Genomic DNA, 16,504 nt, shown 5'->3' with positions numbered 1-16,504 from the left:
GCAATCGGGCACATGAAAAATGATGGCCGTTTGCGACGGAACTGGCTGAAAGGCACAGATGGCGATGCGTACCATGCGCTGCTGTGCGGCTGCGGACACAACCCGCGCATGATCCTGCGGAAGCTGCGGCTTCTTTTGGCCTTGATCGCAGCCCAGGCAATGCCGCCGCCGATTCCGGTGGCGGGGACTTGGCGCCGACTCCAGCCCAGGCATTGCTGAATAACGATTTATTCAGACCGGACTAATTGGGGCCTCTCTAACACCGAGTTCCAAACTACTGACATTCTTGTTTTCATATTATGTCTTAGGGCCATCGGCACTGGCCTCCTGCAAATGCGCGTCAATTCATCAGTACTCAAACTTGACTTTTACTTGACCGCCATACACGTAAGTCATCGTGAACGATCTCCAATCATCCCCGCGCAACATTCCTCTTGCTTTTAAATCCTCGATCAGATCACACAATATCGCATAGTTTATATTATTCTTGACAATGGCCGTGCAGATGCCGCCCGAGGTTATCCATAATTTCGTCTCTAAATAGCCATCACGAATAAAGGCAGAAAACTCAAATAGCTCGTACTCCTCCTCTATCGCCAGGTAAATTATTTCGAAAATACTCTTACTAATTTCACCATCTTCAGTAATCATGGCTTCTTAACCTTTACGGCCCCAGTCCTATCCCTTTACGTGAAGGCGTCGTCACACTTTAGCTAGAAGCCCACATTCTTGCAGGCACTCTGGCGTTGGCGACTGTAGACCAGTACACCAGTGATTTCATTTAGCAGCATAGCCAATTGCCGAGGTACCGGGTTATCGACGTATACCTGAGCGACTTCAAATGAGTCGAGTATCAAAGCCCTTCAAGGCCTACTATGGCGATATATTTGAGTGCACTGTCCCCGTACGGAGCGAAATGAACGACATTTTTTGGGGGGCAGCAGCCCATCAAGTTACACGTTCGAGAACCATTATTCCATCACTTATCTGGATAATCTGACAGTGTTTTTCCATGCTTAGCCAACGCTTTTTGCACAAAGTCCGGATCGAATCTCATAAGCAGATGTGCGCAATCTGCAATTTTCCAGTGATGTAAATTCGGAGTTAAAAGAATCGCTGTGAGATGTTCTTTTAACGCAGGTATGTATTCAGTAAACCCTTTGCGTTCGATTAGCCAGAAGAAATGAGAGATGTCAAATGGCAATACATTGGCAATTTCAATAATTTTGGTAATTGGTTTGAAAATTCGCTGTCGAGCCGCGTCTCCCCTTTCTGCATCAGACTGCATTGCCCAAAAGCCTACTATTGCATCCAGGATAAATCTGTAGGTTTCATCATAATTTTTTAGCCGATGTGGCATCCAATTCTCATTTTGAGGTGGACGATCACAAACAAATTTCTCCAGATAATCAAAACCTTCTTCCCGGCCCCAACTGCACAATATACGTGCCGCTGTCACCGCAAGATACTCGTCTTGCCCTTGCACAAGAGCATTTAGTTTAGGAATGCGATCTTGCGGAACATCTTGCGCATCCAAATCGGTCAAGTCGCTTGCATAACTCTCCGTCCCTGAGGGCAATGTATACAGTAGATCATTAAGCTCTTGATTCATCGTTTTCCTCAATGCTTGGCTGGCGGCGGAGTTGCCACACTAGGTTTCGGAGCAACACCATTTGGCCATTTAATGTAAGGCGCTGGAACACAAGGGGAGATCAAACACTCGCCGTCACGCGTTGCATTACCCAGATCACGCGTGGCATTTCTTAAACGTTTTTCATTGTTCTCAGTTGGATTAGCGTCATATCGTGCCTTTGCTTGATCTACTTTTTCTTGCAATTCGGCCAGCACCTTTTGTGGTGGCACAACTTTCCCACCTTGAACATCTCCCGAGTTGATATCTCGTTGCAAATCACGAGCGCTAATCTCAATTTGCTGTTTGCCAAAGTCCTTCGGCGCATCCGTTAACGTTGGGTCAGTCGTTGAAATATATGGAGTGTTCTGCGGCTTCGAACCCCGTACGTGGTCTGCAACCGATCCCGTTCCGCTCGGATTAGCGCTGATCAAATTGCCATCAGCATCGACATGTGCTTTCGGATTTCCTTTGTTATTTACTGTAGCAGTGAAGTCATGATCATTCCGCGTTACTACCTCAGGTACATCCTTTGGAGCGGTGTTGTTAACGTACTGCTGGTCATCATCGCGCCGGCGATTGTTCTCCACCCGCGCTTTCTCAGTCGCCAGCGCTGCCTCCTTAGCGGCACCACGCTCCACGATCAAAGTTTTGGTGGCTGATCCCAGTTTCCAAATTGCCTGACCACCAAGCTCAGTGAGCGGTAGGCCGACAACCATCAACCGTTGTGCTGTAGCCCAATCCTTTTCGTAAAGATAGCCTGCCTCTTCATATCGCCCCTGAGTTTTGAGCAGTGCTTGATGATACGCCGTCATACGCTCTGAATCGAGAGGCCCGACCTCGTCGCTAGTCAACGATTGGTAGGCATAAACTGGCAAACCCAAAACGCCCTTTGCAACAGTCCATGCATCATTTGCCAGATTAGCTTCCTTCCCCGCATCCTGATATCCCAACTGTTGCCCCTGACGGAAACGTTGGGCCGCGTTGGTTTGGCCCTTGCTATTCAGGTTGGCGCCAAGATACGCGGCAATCGAATTACCTGGACTATAGGCATCGAACAACGCTCGCAAGTTGATTGTTTCGTCTTTGTATTCGGCAGCTGTCGCTTGGAAGCCGACGTGCTTATTTCCAACGCTATCGGTGTAGCTCAATTTCGCTGCGCTTGCCTCTTGCTTAATAAACGCTTCTGTATTCCCGTCCCTGCCGTTGACTTGGGCCCACTTCTCATCTTCCATCGCTGCACCGTAGCGGGAAAGCGCAAGCTGAGCTTGTTCTTCAGTGAGTGTCGTTCCAGTTTTTTGCTTGATATAGTCGGCATAGCGTTTCACCCTTGCCTTATCCTGCAGGAACGCGACCTCGTTGGGATGCAATTGCCGGTTGTAGGCGTCAACCGTGCCGGCCGCCCCACCTCCATTAGCCGCAGCCAGCAACGCTTCACCGTTAGCCACATGGCCCGTTACGCCCGCAGCGGTGGCACCGGCAAGCATGCCGCCAATAACGGCACCGGTGTTCTGGTAGGAATTGATGAATGCTTTTCTAGCATCCCCTTCCAATCCAAGCTTGTCAGCTTCCGCCGTGCCCAGGCTTTGGCCAAGCCGCTGACCAAGGTTGCCGCCGACGACACCTGCTGCGCCAATCATTGCACCGCCTTGACCATTCGCCAAGCCGCCGAGCATTCCCTGTGTAGCCGAGTGCAAACCGACTCGATAAATGCCGTTGTCGCCCCATTTTTCTGCAGTAGCATCGCTTTCAGCAGCTTTCCCCGCGAGTTCAGTTGCCAGTTTTTGGTCGTTGTTCAGTGCCGCCTGCTTCGACTGCTTCTCGAACTCACGTGCTTCACGATAGGCTTCAGCCTGAAGTGAGCTGCCAATATCTCCGACAGTTTTGGCGACCGTTGGCCCCATCGCGTTTGCAGCAATCTGACCGCTGCCCTGTCCAGCCAAGCTGCCAACCAAGACGTCAACACCAGCATTCAATGCGCGGCTGTAGATACCGCCTTTCCCCCAATCAGTCTGAGTCTTCTCCGCATCGGCGAACGCCGATTTCGCAGCTGCCTTCTGCTCAGCCGTACTGTTTGGATCGTTCAGCACTTTTGCCGCGGCTGCCTGGTCACGGAGCGCCGCATTGCTTGCGCTCGTCGCGATCTCGCCGATGATTTGCTTCGAAGTCGCGAGTACGGTACCGGCTGCAGCCGACATGGCCTGCTGGTCTTTCAATACCTTCTGCAAATCTGGCAGTTTGTCGAGCGCGGTGCTGGCCTTGCTCGCGTCGCTGTTGATCCCCAGCTCCTTAACGGAATTGGTGGTCACGCCGCCAATGGTGATTTTCCCGTCGGTGACCGTGGCGTAAGTGGTGGAGCTGTCGCTGCCCTTCTCCATCACTGGCACGCCAGGCGTCACGTTGCCGCTCTTGCGGTCGCCGAATAGCTGCTGCTGGTCTTTTGGCTTGGCGGTGCCGTCGGCGTTCTTGTCGCCTTCGCCGCTTCCGCCGCCAACGCTGCCGGCCATGCTGACGTTGCTGGCCGAATAGCTCATCTTGTTTTCGATGTTGGCCGTGGTCAGCTTGTTCGCCGTCAGCTCGGAGTCGACCTTGTTGGTGCTGGCAATCGCTCCACCCTTCAGGTCCACGGTATCTGCCTTGACGTGATAGCCGCCGTCGCCTGCGAACAGGCCGGATTGCTGGCCGACCGCTGCGGAGCTGCCGTTGCTCTTCGACTGGGACAGGTTGCCGGAGGCTTCCCATGCAGTGCCGAACGATACCTGCACGCGTGCACCGGCATTGGTCTGGCTGCTTTCCTGCTTGCTGACGTCCTGCAGGCTTTCAATCGCCAGCTTGCCGCCAACGTCCGCGTTGATGGTGTTGGCGGTTGCTGTCGCACCCTTCAGAGTGGTGTCGCCCTTGCTGGCGATGTTGAACGTGTCGGCTTTAAGCTGGGTATTGTTGTTGATCGTCGCATCGCTGTTGTGGTGGCCCTTGCCCACGTTGGCAGAAGCGTAGGCATAGACACCCGTACCGCTTGCCCCCGCCTGGAAGCCCACGCCTACTTCCACCCCGGCGCTGTTGTTCTTGCCGTCGCTGTGGACTGTGCTCTGGCTGGCATCCAGCACGATGTTCTGCGCGGCGTCGAGGCTCAGTGCCTTACCGGCTGACAGCGTGGCGCCGGTGGCGTGGATATCGCCGCCGGTTGCCGTCAGGTTGACGTTGCCGCCACCGTTGACGGTGCTGCCCACCGCGATGCTGCTGTTGTCGTTGCTTGAATTGCTGCTGCTTGCGAAACCAACACCAACCTCGCCTTTGATCAAGGTCCCGCCGCTGGTTATCGCTTTGGTGGCCTGGTAGCCCTGTGCCGCTGCGGCCATGCCCTGCATCGTTTGCACGCGGCCATCGGACTTGCGGGCGGCTTCGACGTTGTTGACCAGGTCGATCAGCGGGGAGCTGATACGCGCGAAGGCGCCGACCTTCAGGTCACTGTTGGAAGACTGGCTGCTGCCGGTATCCTGCAACGCCGTGATGTCGATCGACTTGGCGGTGATATCGACATTGTTCGCCGCCAGCACATTGCTGGAGGTCTGGGTGTACTTATTGCCCGCAGTGAGAACCACGTCGCCATTCAGGCTGCCGACGCTGGAAGCGACCTGCTTCACCTGGTCAGAGTTGTCCTTGTGCTTTTCGTTGTGGTAGCCCGAGAAGCGTTCCGTGTCAGAGATGACGACCTTGCCGATCGCCTTGTTGTCGCTCTGGTTGGCATTGTGGACCGTATCCTGCGCGCTGCTGATGGTCAGGTCGCGCGCGGCGCTGATTTCCAGCTTGCCGTCCGAGACCACGCTGGCGCCGATCAGCGCGATGTCGCCGGTCTGCGTTGCCATGGTGGTCGTGCCGCCGACCGACAGCTTGCTGCCGGTGACGGTATCGGTAGCGCCATCGCCTTTGCCCTTGTTGTTGAAGGTGCCGGCCATCATCGCGGTACGGTTGTCGAAGCTGAATCCGGAAGATTTCGAGTCCTGCGACTTGCTTTCCGTGTTGTGGGCAACATCGAGCTTGATGCTGTCCTTCGCCACGATCATGGCATTGCCCTCGGCACTCATCTGGGTGCCTTGGCTATTGATCGAGCCGTCGGTCGCCAGGATTGTCAGGTCCTTGCCGGCATTGAGGCTGGTGGTACGCGCTTCGCTGGTTGCCTGGTTCTGGTTGCTGGTCGAGCTCTTTGAGCCAAATTGCACCGTCACCGCCGTGGTGGCTGCCCACAGGCCATCGGCCACGCCGTCGGCCTTGCTGGTGATCTTGCCAATCGTGCCGGAAGACTTCGAGTTCTTCGTGCTTTCCTTGTAGGCGTCCTTGGCGGCAGCCAGCGGATTCACCGTCACGCCAACCGAGAAGCCGGACGACTTGCTCGATGCGCTCAGGTGGTCTTCCGAGGTGTTCTGCGCGGCGGACAGGTCGACGTTCTTGCCGATCAGGGTCAGGTTTTCCTTGGCTGCGATGTCGGAAGCGACCACTTGCAGCGTTTCACCCGATTTCAGCTTGGCGCTTCCATTCAGGGCGCCAATGCTCGATTCGTGCTGCGTCACCGACTCGTTGCCGGTCTTGGTAGAGGAGCTTGACTTGCCGTAGCCTACACTCAGGTTGCCGGACGAATAGCCACCGGTCAGGCCCGACTTCTTGACCTCCATGCTGTGGGCCGACTTCGCCGTGTCTTCAACACTGAGAACGCTCAGGTTGCGCGCCGCATCGATCGCGAGATTCTGGTCGGCGATGATGCTGGAGCCCTTGACGGTCAGGTCGCGGCCGGCCACAACGTTGACATTGCTGCCATCCAGGCTCGATCCGATCGCGGTCGCGGTTTCAAGCTGGTCATGGGTCGTGGTCGTCTTCTTCGACAGGAAGCCTTTGCTGGTGTGCTTGTGCGCTTCGTCCAGGCTTTGCGTTGCCTGGCCGGCAGTGATGTTCACATCGCGGCCGGCGGCAAGATTCAAGGTCTGCCCTGCATTCACCACTGCTGCCTTGGCGTTGATATCCTGTCCCGCATTCAGCACCAGGTTGCCGGCACCGTTGACCTGCGAGCCCACGTCCATGCTGGCGCTCTGGCTCTGGCGGTTATCGGCATTCCAGACCACGCGCTGGCTGATCGAGGTGTTCACCGCCGACAGGTTCAGGTTGTTGCCTGCGTTCAGTTGCGTCAGGCCCGTGCCAGCGTTGCTGACCTGGGCCGCAGTCAGGTTGATATTATTGCCGGCACTGGCCAGCAAAACGCCTGCAGGAGCCGATACGTAAAGTCCCGCCACACGGTTGATACCGGTCTGCGCGAAACTGTTCGCGCCAACGGTATTACTCGAGCTCTGGGTGGTGCTGGTCAGGTTCAGGTCACGTCCAGCCGACAGCAGCGCAGCGTTCTGCGCCTTCAGCATGCCGCCGACGTTGTCGATATCCCTGGTCGCTTGCAGCGCCAGGGTGCCGCCACTCATGGTGCCGCCCAGATTGCGGATATTGTCGGCGCTGATGTTCACCAGGTTACGGCCGGCAACCGTGCCGCTGTTGGTGAAGTCACCGGTCAGGTTGATGTTGACTTCCCTGCCTGCCAGCAGCGCACCACTGCCATCCAGGTCACCTGGCTGCACCCGCACATACACCTGCGGCACCAGTACGCTTTGCGTGCTGCCGTCCGGCATTTGGACGTCCTGCGTTACCAGCCACACGATGTCCGATGTCAGTTGGGACACCTGTTCCGGGCTCAAGGCCACGCCCGGACGCAGGCCCCACTGCCTGGCATATGTCAGGCCGTTGTCCATCAGCGACTTGTATTCCTCGTCGTCGTTGGTGTAGTCGCCGAGGAAGCGATTGCCGGTCAGGGCCAGTACCTGTTCGCGAATCAGCTTCTGCTCATAGAAGCCGTCGCCCATGCGCTTCTGGGTGGTGGCCGGATCGACCTGCAACGCATCCAGCATGTAATCGCTGGAGAGCCAGGACTTGTAGTTGGTGAACTTCGGATCCGTTTCAATCAGGTACCTGGCCTGGCTTTCCGGATGAGTCTTGAACAGGCTGGCAGTAGGCAGGCGGAAGTTCGGCCGCATGGTACGGATCGAAATCTGCGCCGACCCGGTGGCCGTACCGGCCGTGTCAGGCGTCTTGCCGGACTTGGCAATTGCGCCGCTCAGGGATTGGACTTGTCCGTCCGTCTGCTGCGTAGTAGCCCGGCCAGTCGCCTGGTCGCTGCTTTCGGCGCTGCCGCCAACCTGGCGGCCAACGTTATCGCCGATTGCGTCGCCATGGGCCTGCTCGCTGATTGCCGCATTTCCCGAGATCTGCTTGCCGGTGTTGCCTGCAACAGTTCCTCCCTGCGCCTGCCCCGCGCTCGCATTATTGCTTTGCACATGGCTGCCGGTTTGCGAAGCCGTGCTTGCGCCGGAAGCGCTGCCAGCCTGCGTGCCCGAAACACTGCTCAGGCTGGCGGTCTTGTTCGAAGCATTGACGCTGCCACCGGCACCGGCATTGGCCTGCACTGTCGACAGGCTGCTGGCGCCAGGGCCCGAACCAGTCGAGGCGCTGCCCGCAAATTGCTCATAGCGGGTAGCCTGCATGTCAAATGTGGTGACGACACTGCCCGGATTGTAGGCGGTGACTGTTTTGCCCGGGTCGTCCGTGCCCTTGTGTTTATCACGCCAGTTCTCGGTCACGGTGCCGGCATCGGTGCTGGTACGGGTGCCATCGACCTTGGTGTTGGATGCCGTTGTGCCCTGCACATTGATGCTGCCGCCAGCCACGATCTGGCTCTTGTCGTTCAATAAGCTGTTGGCGGTCAGGCGAATGCCGCCGCCGGCGATGATCTTGCCGGGATCGCTTTGCGTGACAACGGTCTCATTGACGGTGCGGGTGTACTCGTAGCTGTTCCAATTGTCATACGTGCCGTCCGGGGTACGCAAGATCCAGACTTCGTCGCGATAGACGCTCACACCCGGCGCGCCTGGCAGGTAGCGCTGCGTCTGGCCGACGACCTGGTACTCGGTGATTCGGGTCTGGCTTACCTGCTGCACCGTGGTAGCAAAGTGCTCGTTGGTGTTGCGGATGTCGGAGGCGGAGATCGCCAGGTTTTGCGACGCTTCGATGGTGGCGCTGTTGTTGTTCACCGTTTGCGCCATGCCGGCTGCCTGCCAGTTGGTATCCACTGCGCCGCCAATGGACATGTCGCCTGCGCTGAAGATCAGCGATCCTTCGCGGTTGGTGAGGTATTGCGCGCCGATGTCCACACGCTGGCGTCCGGCGATCGTGGCCGCCGAAGTGGCGCCACCAACAGTCTCTTCCATGTTGTTGACGACCGAGGCGCCGATGGCAATGCGGTCGCCGTAGATGCGGCCGGTGCCGAAGTTGTTGACCTGGGAGGCCTGGATGTGCGTGTCGGCGCCATCAATAAGGCCGCGGTTGGTCAGCGTGCCGCCGATAGCCAGCGTGGTGGTTTCGCCGCTCAGCAGCTCTGCGCCAGCCTGGTTGTCCAGGTTGGCAGCATTGACGCTCAGGCTGCGGCCGGCTTGTACCGAAACCGGATTGGTCAGCGAACCGGTCGCCTTCAGTTGAAGGTTGCCGCCCGCCTGCAGCGTGCCCGACAGGGTGTGGTCGCCCTGCAGGTCAAGGCTGACGTCACCTCGGGAGACGACACTGCCCGCACCGGCCAGCGTGCCGGTGCGCACGCTCACGCTTTGGTCAGCGACGATCTGGCCGCCCGCGTTGCTGAGCGCCAGGCTCGGCGATGCTGCCAGGTTGGTGGTGACCTGCAGCGCGCGTCCTGCGCTGAGTTCACCCTGGTTATTGTTCAACTGGCCATCGTCGCGGATGGTCAGGTCCTGCCCGGCCCTTACCGCGCCTTGCGTGTTGTTCAGGTTGGCAGTGACGATGTCGATCGTGCCCGCCTCGATACCGGCGTTGGCGCCTTTGGTCGACGTATTGTCGATGGCGCCAGTCTTCAGCGTGAGAGCCTGGCCAACGCGCAGCAGGCCGGCGCTGTTGCCTAGCGTACCTCCGCCCAGGTCAATGTTTGCGCCTTGCACCGCCAGCACCTGGCCGGCGGTATTGTCCAGCCCGCTGGCCAGAACTTTCAGGTTGGCGCCGCTGTAAATCTGCCCCCCATAGCCGTTGCGTGGGGCATTGTTGACGGCCCCGCTGCTGGCGATATCAAGACCAGTCTGTGCACTGATCAGGCCGGCGCGGTTATCCAGCGCGCCACTATTGACCGTCATCTGCCCACCGGCTACCAGGCCGAGCGCATTGCCAGGATTGGCGGCGCCGTCGAGGTTGCTCAGGGTTTGGCCGTGGGTATCCACCTGCAGGTCGCGGCCCGACGCGATCAAACCGGTATCATTGCCCACGCTGCCGGTTGACAGCTTGGCGTCGCGTCCGGCGATCATTTTGCCCTGGGCATTTTGCAGGCTGTTGCCGGCGCCGTTAGCGCTCAGTCCCAGGTCCTGCGCCGCCTGGATCAGGCCTGCCGCATTGTTGATGCTGCCCTGGGTGCTGTTGAGCGTCAAGTTGCCTTGCATCGCCACCAGCTTGCCTTGGTCGTTGTCGACACCTGCCGCGCCGATCACCAGGTCCTGCTGCGCCGACACCAGGCCATTGCTGTTATTGACAAGCCCGGAGCTCGCCACGCTGGTCGTGCCATTGCCCACCACCTGGCCGCGCGTGTTGTCCAGGCCATTGGCGGAAACATTCAGCGAACCGGTGCCCGCATGGCCAATCTGGCCGTCAACGTTGCTCAGCGCGCCGCCCGCGCTGAGGGTGAAGTCCTGGGCATTGGCCACGATGCGACCGGCGTTGTTGCTGATTGCACCGAGGCTTTGGATACTCGCACCCTGCGCACCCGTCCCGCTCTGCTGGATCATGCCCTGGGTGTTATCCATGCGGCCGACTTGGACCTCGAGCTGCCGTGCGCTCAAAAGGCCGTTGGAGTTATCCAGCAGCTGTCCGCCATTGTTCCAGGCCTTGATGGTGAGCTGGCCAGGCGTGCTGACTTGCGCCTGGCGCGTCAATATGTTGCCACTTTGCGCGGAAAGGCTGACATTGCCGTTGGTGCTGCCCGTGGTACTTCCGCTCAGGTCCAGGCTGGAGCCGGACAAGTTCAGGCTGCCGGCAGCCAGCACCTGGCCACCAGCTTTCAATGCGCTGGAAGTGATGATGTTCAGGGCGCCGGTGGCGGCAAGCTTGCCGTCGCCCGCCATGCCCGCAGCCAGCACACTGGTGCCGCTACCTGCCAGGCTGCCCGCGTTGACTGTCAGGTCCTTGCCGGCTGCAATCGTGCCGCTGCTGTTGAGGGCGTTACCCACCGCCACGGTTTGCCAGCCGGCCGCATACATCGTGCCGCTATTATTCAACGAAGCGGCATGGGTGCTCAGGTCCTGCGCGGCGCGTACATTGCCGCTATTGGTGAAGTTCTGTACGTCCAGGCTGACATTGCCCGACTGGCTCTGGATGCCGGCGTTGGCGCCGCCGGAACTGATGACATCGGCACCGCCCAGGACCAGGTCGTTTTGCGCGGCAATCAGGCCGGCGCTGTTATCGATATTGCCGGTGCTGGTGAGCGTGACCGCGCCATTGCCGGTGATCTGGCCGCTGCTGTTACCGACGCCTGCGGCGCTGATGCCCAGCGAGCCAGTGCCCGCGTGGCCGATCAAACCGCTGGTATTGGTGAGTACACCACTGTTGACGGAGAAGTCCTGCGCATTCGCGATGATCTGGCCGCTGCTATTGTTCAGTGCACCAGTACTTTGGATACTGGCAGCCTGCAGGCCGATTCCGGTCTGCTGGATAGCGCCCTGGCTGTTGTCCAGTTGGCCTACCTTGACCTGCAGTTGCTGGCCACTGAGCTGGCCGGCGGTGTTGTCCAGCAGCTGGCTGCCATTGGCGTTGGCCGTAATATTGAGCTGGCCGGGAGCGCTTACCTTGGCGCTGCGCGTCGACACATTGCCGCTGGTTGCAGTCAGGTTGACGTCGCCTTTGGTGCTGCCGGTGGTGCTGCCGTTCAGGTTCAGGTTGCCACCGCGCAGATGGACATTGCCTGCAGCCAGCGCCTGGCCCGCGGTTTGCAGTCCGTCGGTCGTGGTCACTGCCAGTGCGGCATTGCCGGTAAGCTGGCCATCGGCCGCCATGCCGGCAGCCAGCACGTTGCTGCCGGAGCCGGACAAGCTTCCGGCATTCACGGTCAGGTCCCTGGCCGCGGCGATGGCGCCGCTGGTGCTCATGCCGTTGACGACAGCAACGGCCTGCCAGCCGGCCGCGTACATCGTTCCGCTATTGTTCAACGAAGCGGCGTGGGTGTCCAGGTTCTGCCCTGCACTCACGCTGCCGCTGTTGGTGAAGTTCCGCACATCCAGGCTGACGCTGCCTGCCTGGCTCTGGATGCCGGCGTTGCTGCCGCTGGTGTTGGTCAAGTCGGCACCGGCCAGGGCGAGGTCGTTCTGCGCGGCGATCAGGCCAGCGCTATTGTCGACATTCCCGGAGCTGGCGACTGTCACAGCGCCATTGCCGGTGACCTGACCGTGGTTGTTGTCCACGCTGGCGGACGTGATCGACAGTGATTCCGTACCGGCATGGCCGATCAGGCCATTGTTGTTGGCCAGGGCAGCGCTGGTGACGGTAAAGTCTTGCGCATTCGCGACGATGCGGCCGCCGCTGTTGTTCAGTGCGCCGGCACTTACGATGCTGGCCGCCTGCGCACCAGTGCCGGTCTGCTGGATCGAACCCTGGGAGTTATCCAGTTCGCCAACCTTGACCTGCAACTGCTGGCTGCTGAGCTGGCCGCCGGTGTTATCCAGCAGCTGGCTGTCATTGCCGTTGGCGTTGATGGTGAGCTGGCCAGGAGTGCTGACCTTGGCGTGGCTGGTTACCACGTTGCCGCTTTGCGCGGTCAGGTGAACGGCGCCAGTGGTACTGCCTGTGGTGCTGCCACCCAGGTCCACGCTTGCGCCGGCCAGGTCCACGTTGCCGGTGGCCAGTGCCTGGCCTGCCGTCTGCAAAGCGCCGGAGGTGGTCACGGACAATGCGCTGATACCGGTGAGCTGGCCATCGGCCGCCATGCCGGCGGCCAGGACATTGCCGGCTGCACCGGCCAGGCTGCCGGCATTGACCGTCAGGCCCTTTCCTGCAGCGATGGTGCCGCTGCTGGTAATACCGTTGCCGGCGGTCAGCGTCTGCGCTCCTGCCGCGTACATGCTGCCGCTGTTGTCGAGCGATGCGGCATGGGTGGCCAGGTCCTGGGCCGAACGGATACTGCCGCTATTGGTCAGCTTCTGTACGTCCAGGTTTACATTGCCGGTCTGGCTCTGGATGCCGGTTGCGGTGGTCGCCGTTCCGCTGGCAGTATTGGCCACGTCTTTGCTGGTGGCCGCCAGGTCGCCGCGGGCCGAGATCAAACCGTCGGCGTTATCCAGGTTGCCCGTGCTGGACAGCAGGAGTGTACCGTTGCCGACGATCCGGCCGCGTGTATTCTCGATGGAACTGGAATTCAGGCTCAGCTGGCCGGTGCCTGAGTGGCCGATTTCGCCGGCCGTGTTGGTCAGCGCGCCGGTGCCCAGGCTCAGGTTTGAAGCATTGGCGACCAGGCTTCCGGCGCTGTTGTTGAAGGCGCCACCGTGCAGGTCGATGGCCAGGTCGGTATTGCCGGTCTGCTGGATCGAGCCCTGCGAGTTATCGATGTTGCGCACATCAAGGTCGAGCTTCGCCGCACTCATGCGGCCAGCTGTATTGTCCAGGGTCTGGGCGCCGTTCTGGTTCGCAGCGATGACGAGCTGGCCAGGCGTGCTGACCTGGGCGCCACGGGTCAGCACATTGCCGCTTTGCGCCGTGAATCGAAGCTGCCCCGCGGTACTGCCGGTGGTGCTGCCGCTCAGGTCCAGTGCGGAGCCGTCGAGGACGATATTGCCGGTGGCCAGTAACTGGCCGGCATTCCGCAGGACGCCGGTGGTCGTGATGGCGACACTGCCGGAACCCGTCAATTGCCCGCCGGTGGCCATGCTCGCTGCGAGAACACTGGAACCGCTGCCTGCCAAGCTGGCGGCATTGATCGTCAAGTCCTTGGCCGCTGCAATCGTGCCGCTGGTGGCCAAGGTATCGCGCACGGCCAGGCGCTGCTGGCCGCCTGCGTACAGCGCGCCACTGTTGTTGACAGCAGCAGCGGCGGTATCCAGGTCCCTGGCCGCGTAAATGCCGCCGGAATTGTCCAGTGCCTGCACGTTCAGGACGATGTTGCCCGCCTGGCTCTGCAGGCCCTTGCCGGTGCCCGCACCTGCGTTCAGCAGGTCGCCGCTGGTGATGGCAAGGTTGCCGATGGCCGACACCAGGCCGTCCGCGTTGGCCAGCGCGCCGCCGGCAGCGATGCCGAGGTCCTGGGCGTTGCCCACGATGCGGCCGCTGGTGTTGTTCAAGGCCCCAGTGCTCTGGATACTGGCGAGCTGCGTACCGGTGCCGGTCTGCTGGATGGAGCCAAAGGTGTTATCCAGTTGGCCGACCTGGACCTGCAGCTGTCGGCCGCTGAGCTGGCCGCCGGTGTTGTCCAGCACTTGCGCTGCATTCGCCTTGGCAGTGATGGTCAACTGCCCGGGGGTGCTGACTTCCGCATTGCGGGTCAGGATGTTGCCACCCTGCGCTGCAAGATTGACGTTGCCGCCGGTACTGCCGGTGCTGCTGCCGGTCAGGTCCAGGCTGGCAGCAGCGAGGTTCATGCTGCCGGTGGCCAGCAACTGGCCGGAGCTTTGCAGTGCGCCCGTTGTATTGGCGGTCAAGGCACCGATGCCGGTCAGCCTGCCGTCGGCGGCCATGCCGGCCGCCAGCACGTTGGAGCCGCTACCTGCGAAGCTGGCAGCATTGAGCGTCATGTCCCTGGCTGCGGCAATCGTGCCGCGGTTGGCCATGCCGTAGGTAAGCGACAGGGTTTGAGCGCCTGCCGCATACATCACGCCGCGGTTGTCCAGCGTGGCGGCATTGGTGTCCAGGTCTCCCGCTGCGTTGATGCTGCCGGTATTGCTGAACGCCTGGGCCTGCACCTGCACCGCGCCGGAGCCGACAATGCGGGCGCCATCGGCAAGCGCGCCCTGGATCGCGCCCTGGGCGTTGTTCTGCAGTTGGCCCTGGCTGCCCAGATTGAACGTGCCATTGCCCGCGTGAAGCAGCTGGCCGGCCGTGTTGTCGATGTCCTGCGCGCCGATGGCGAGGTTATGGGCCGCAGAATGGATCACGCCTGCCGTGTTGTCCAGCTTGCCTTGCAGTGCGATGGCCTGGTCGGTGCCGCCGGTCTGGATAATCTGGCCGCGTACATTGCTCAGGCTGTGCGCTTGCGTCGAGACGGTATTCGCCTGAACCAATGCGCCGTCGGTAGTCAGTGCCTGCGGGGTTTGCAGCTGCAGCGTGTCCGAGGCCAGGATCTGGCTGCCGCGGGCATTCAGTTCGCCGCTGCTGGCTTGCAGCTGGATCGAATTGGCTTGCACGCCCGACTGGACAAGATCCAGGCTGGCGCCGCGCACGGCCAGGTCCCTGCTCGCCAGCGCCCTGCCCGCCGTCTGCACCTGCGACGTCGCTTGTACATCCAGGTCCTGCCGGCCGGTCAGGCTGCCGTCCATTTGCAACCCCGCAGCCCAGACGGCGCTGCTGTTGGCCTGGATTGCTGCGCCGGCGCCGCCGGCCTCAAGGCGCACGTCGCCCTGGGCCGCCACAGTGCCGCTGTGGGTCTGGCTGCCTTGCGAAGCCAGCAGCACATTTGCGCTGCCGTAGACGATGCCGCTCTGGTTGATCGTGCCTTGGACCTGGACTTTGAGATCGCCCCCGCTTGCCTGCAGCGTGCCGCTGTTGGCGAGCCAGCCGTCTTGCGTCAGCGTCAGCGGGCCACTGCTTGCCTGCACCACGCCGTCATTGCGGACACCCAGGCCAGCCTCGGTGCCAACCAGGGTAATCTTGCCGGCGTACATGCCGCCAAGGCTGGAAACGTCAAGCGCATAGTTCGGCACACTGGCGTCGCCGTCAATGCGCTGGCTTTGCGGCGCCGAGTCCGCCCCCAGGCTGCCAGCCTGGATCGTGTTGGTACCGGTGACGACCTGCAGGCGGCTGGCCCAGATGCCGGCGTTGACCTGCGCCGCCCTGGCCAGGATGGCGGTGTAATCCGCGCCGCGGGTATCGAGCCCGGCGCCATTGATGCTGACGCTGCCGCCCTGGACGCGATAGCCCTCCAGGCTGCCCCCGTTCATCACCGCCATACCGGTGGTCAGGGTCACGCCGCTGGCGTTGATGAAACCACCACCGTTGACCGCGATGCCGGCCGGGTTGGCCACCACGACTTCCGCGCGCTGGCCCGCCACTTCGACATAGCCCTGCAAATGGCTCGGGTTGCTGGAATTGACTTCGTTCAGGATGACCCGTGCCGCACCCGTTGCCAGCCATGGATTGCCCTGCACCCAGCCGCCCAACTGCGTTTGCACATTGTTGCGGCTGTTATTCAGGATGGCGCCGGACGCGCCGACGTCGAACTGGCTGTAGGTATTGCGGCTGACGCCGGCCTGGCTCGGGGTCTGGATGTTGACCTGCGTTACACCATTGGAAGCATTCAATACCGTCGCTTGCTGGGCGCGTGCCGCCGCCGGGTCGGCCACGATGCGCGTTGCAACAGTTTGCGCGTCCACCTGCATCGGCGCCAGCCACAGCGAAGCGGCACCGAGCAGCATGGCCCGGTGTATGGTTTCGCAAGCGGCAAGCGCCGCGCGGCCCCGCTGGCCGCCCTGCTTCTTCGCGCTCCGGCTGACCCGCTCGCCGCTGGCCGACTTGCCGGAACTGGTTGCAGTCTCCGCCACGACCATCAGGCAGCCGCGGGCTTGGTTGAACACGAGACGATAGATTTGCTTGTTCATG

Annotated in this window: 3 protein-coding genes and 1 pseudogene; 1 reads left to right on the top strand and 3 read right to left on the bottom strand. The window is 60.8% G+C overall.

What is annotated here, in order from left to right; all coding sequences use genetic code 11:
* Window positions 1–219 (top strand): annotated as a pseudogene (locus tag ASD07_RS30060) (IS5/IS1182 family transposase); the annotation flags it as partial.
* A 129-nt stretch (window positions 220–348) separates the two neighbouring features.
* Here ASD07_RS30060 and ASD07_RS10060 read toward each other — a convergent pair.
* The 3 genes from ASD07_RS10060 to ASD07_RS10055 all read right to left on the bottom strand — a co-directional run bounded on the left by ASD07_RS10060 (window position 349) and on the right by ASD07_RS10055 (window position 16,503).
* Window positions 349–651 carry a hypothetical protein gene (locus tag ASD07_RS10060; RefSeq protein WP_055928902.1) on the bottom strand — a complete coding sequence of 101 codons (303 nt, stop codon included), beginning with the start codon at window positions 649–651 and terminating at the stop codon, window positions 349–351.
* Between the two features lie 328 nt (window positions 652–979).
* Window positions 980–1,612 (bottom strand): hypothetical protein, encoded by a 633-nt coding sequence (locus ASD07_RS30755; RefSeq protein ID WP_156397958.1) that lies wholly within the window; start codon window positions 1,610–1,612, stop codon window positions 980–982.
* 8 nt (window positions 1,613–1,620) lie between these two features.
* Entirely contained in the window at window positions 1,621–16,503 is a 14,883-nt protein-coding gene (locus ASD07_RS10055; protein WP_055928899.1) for a hemagglutinin repeat-containing protein, read from the bottom strand.
* Window position 16,504 lies beyond the last annotated feature (1 nt).

This window comes from Duganella sp. Root336D2 (assembly GCF_001425005.1).
In the GTDB taxonomy this organism is placed as follows: Bacteria; Pseudomonadota; Gammaproteobacteria; order Burkholderiales; family Burkholderiaceae_D; genus Rugamonas.
The sequence above is the reverse complement of the archived record's forward strand: the minus strand, read 5'-3'. Positions and strand labels throughout refer to the sequence as shown.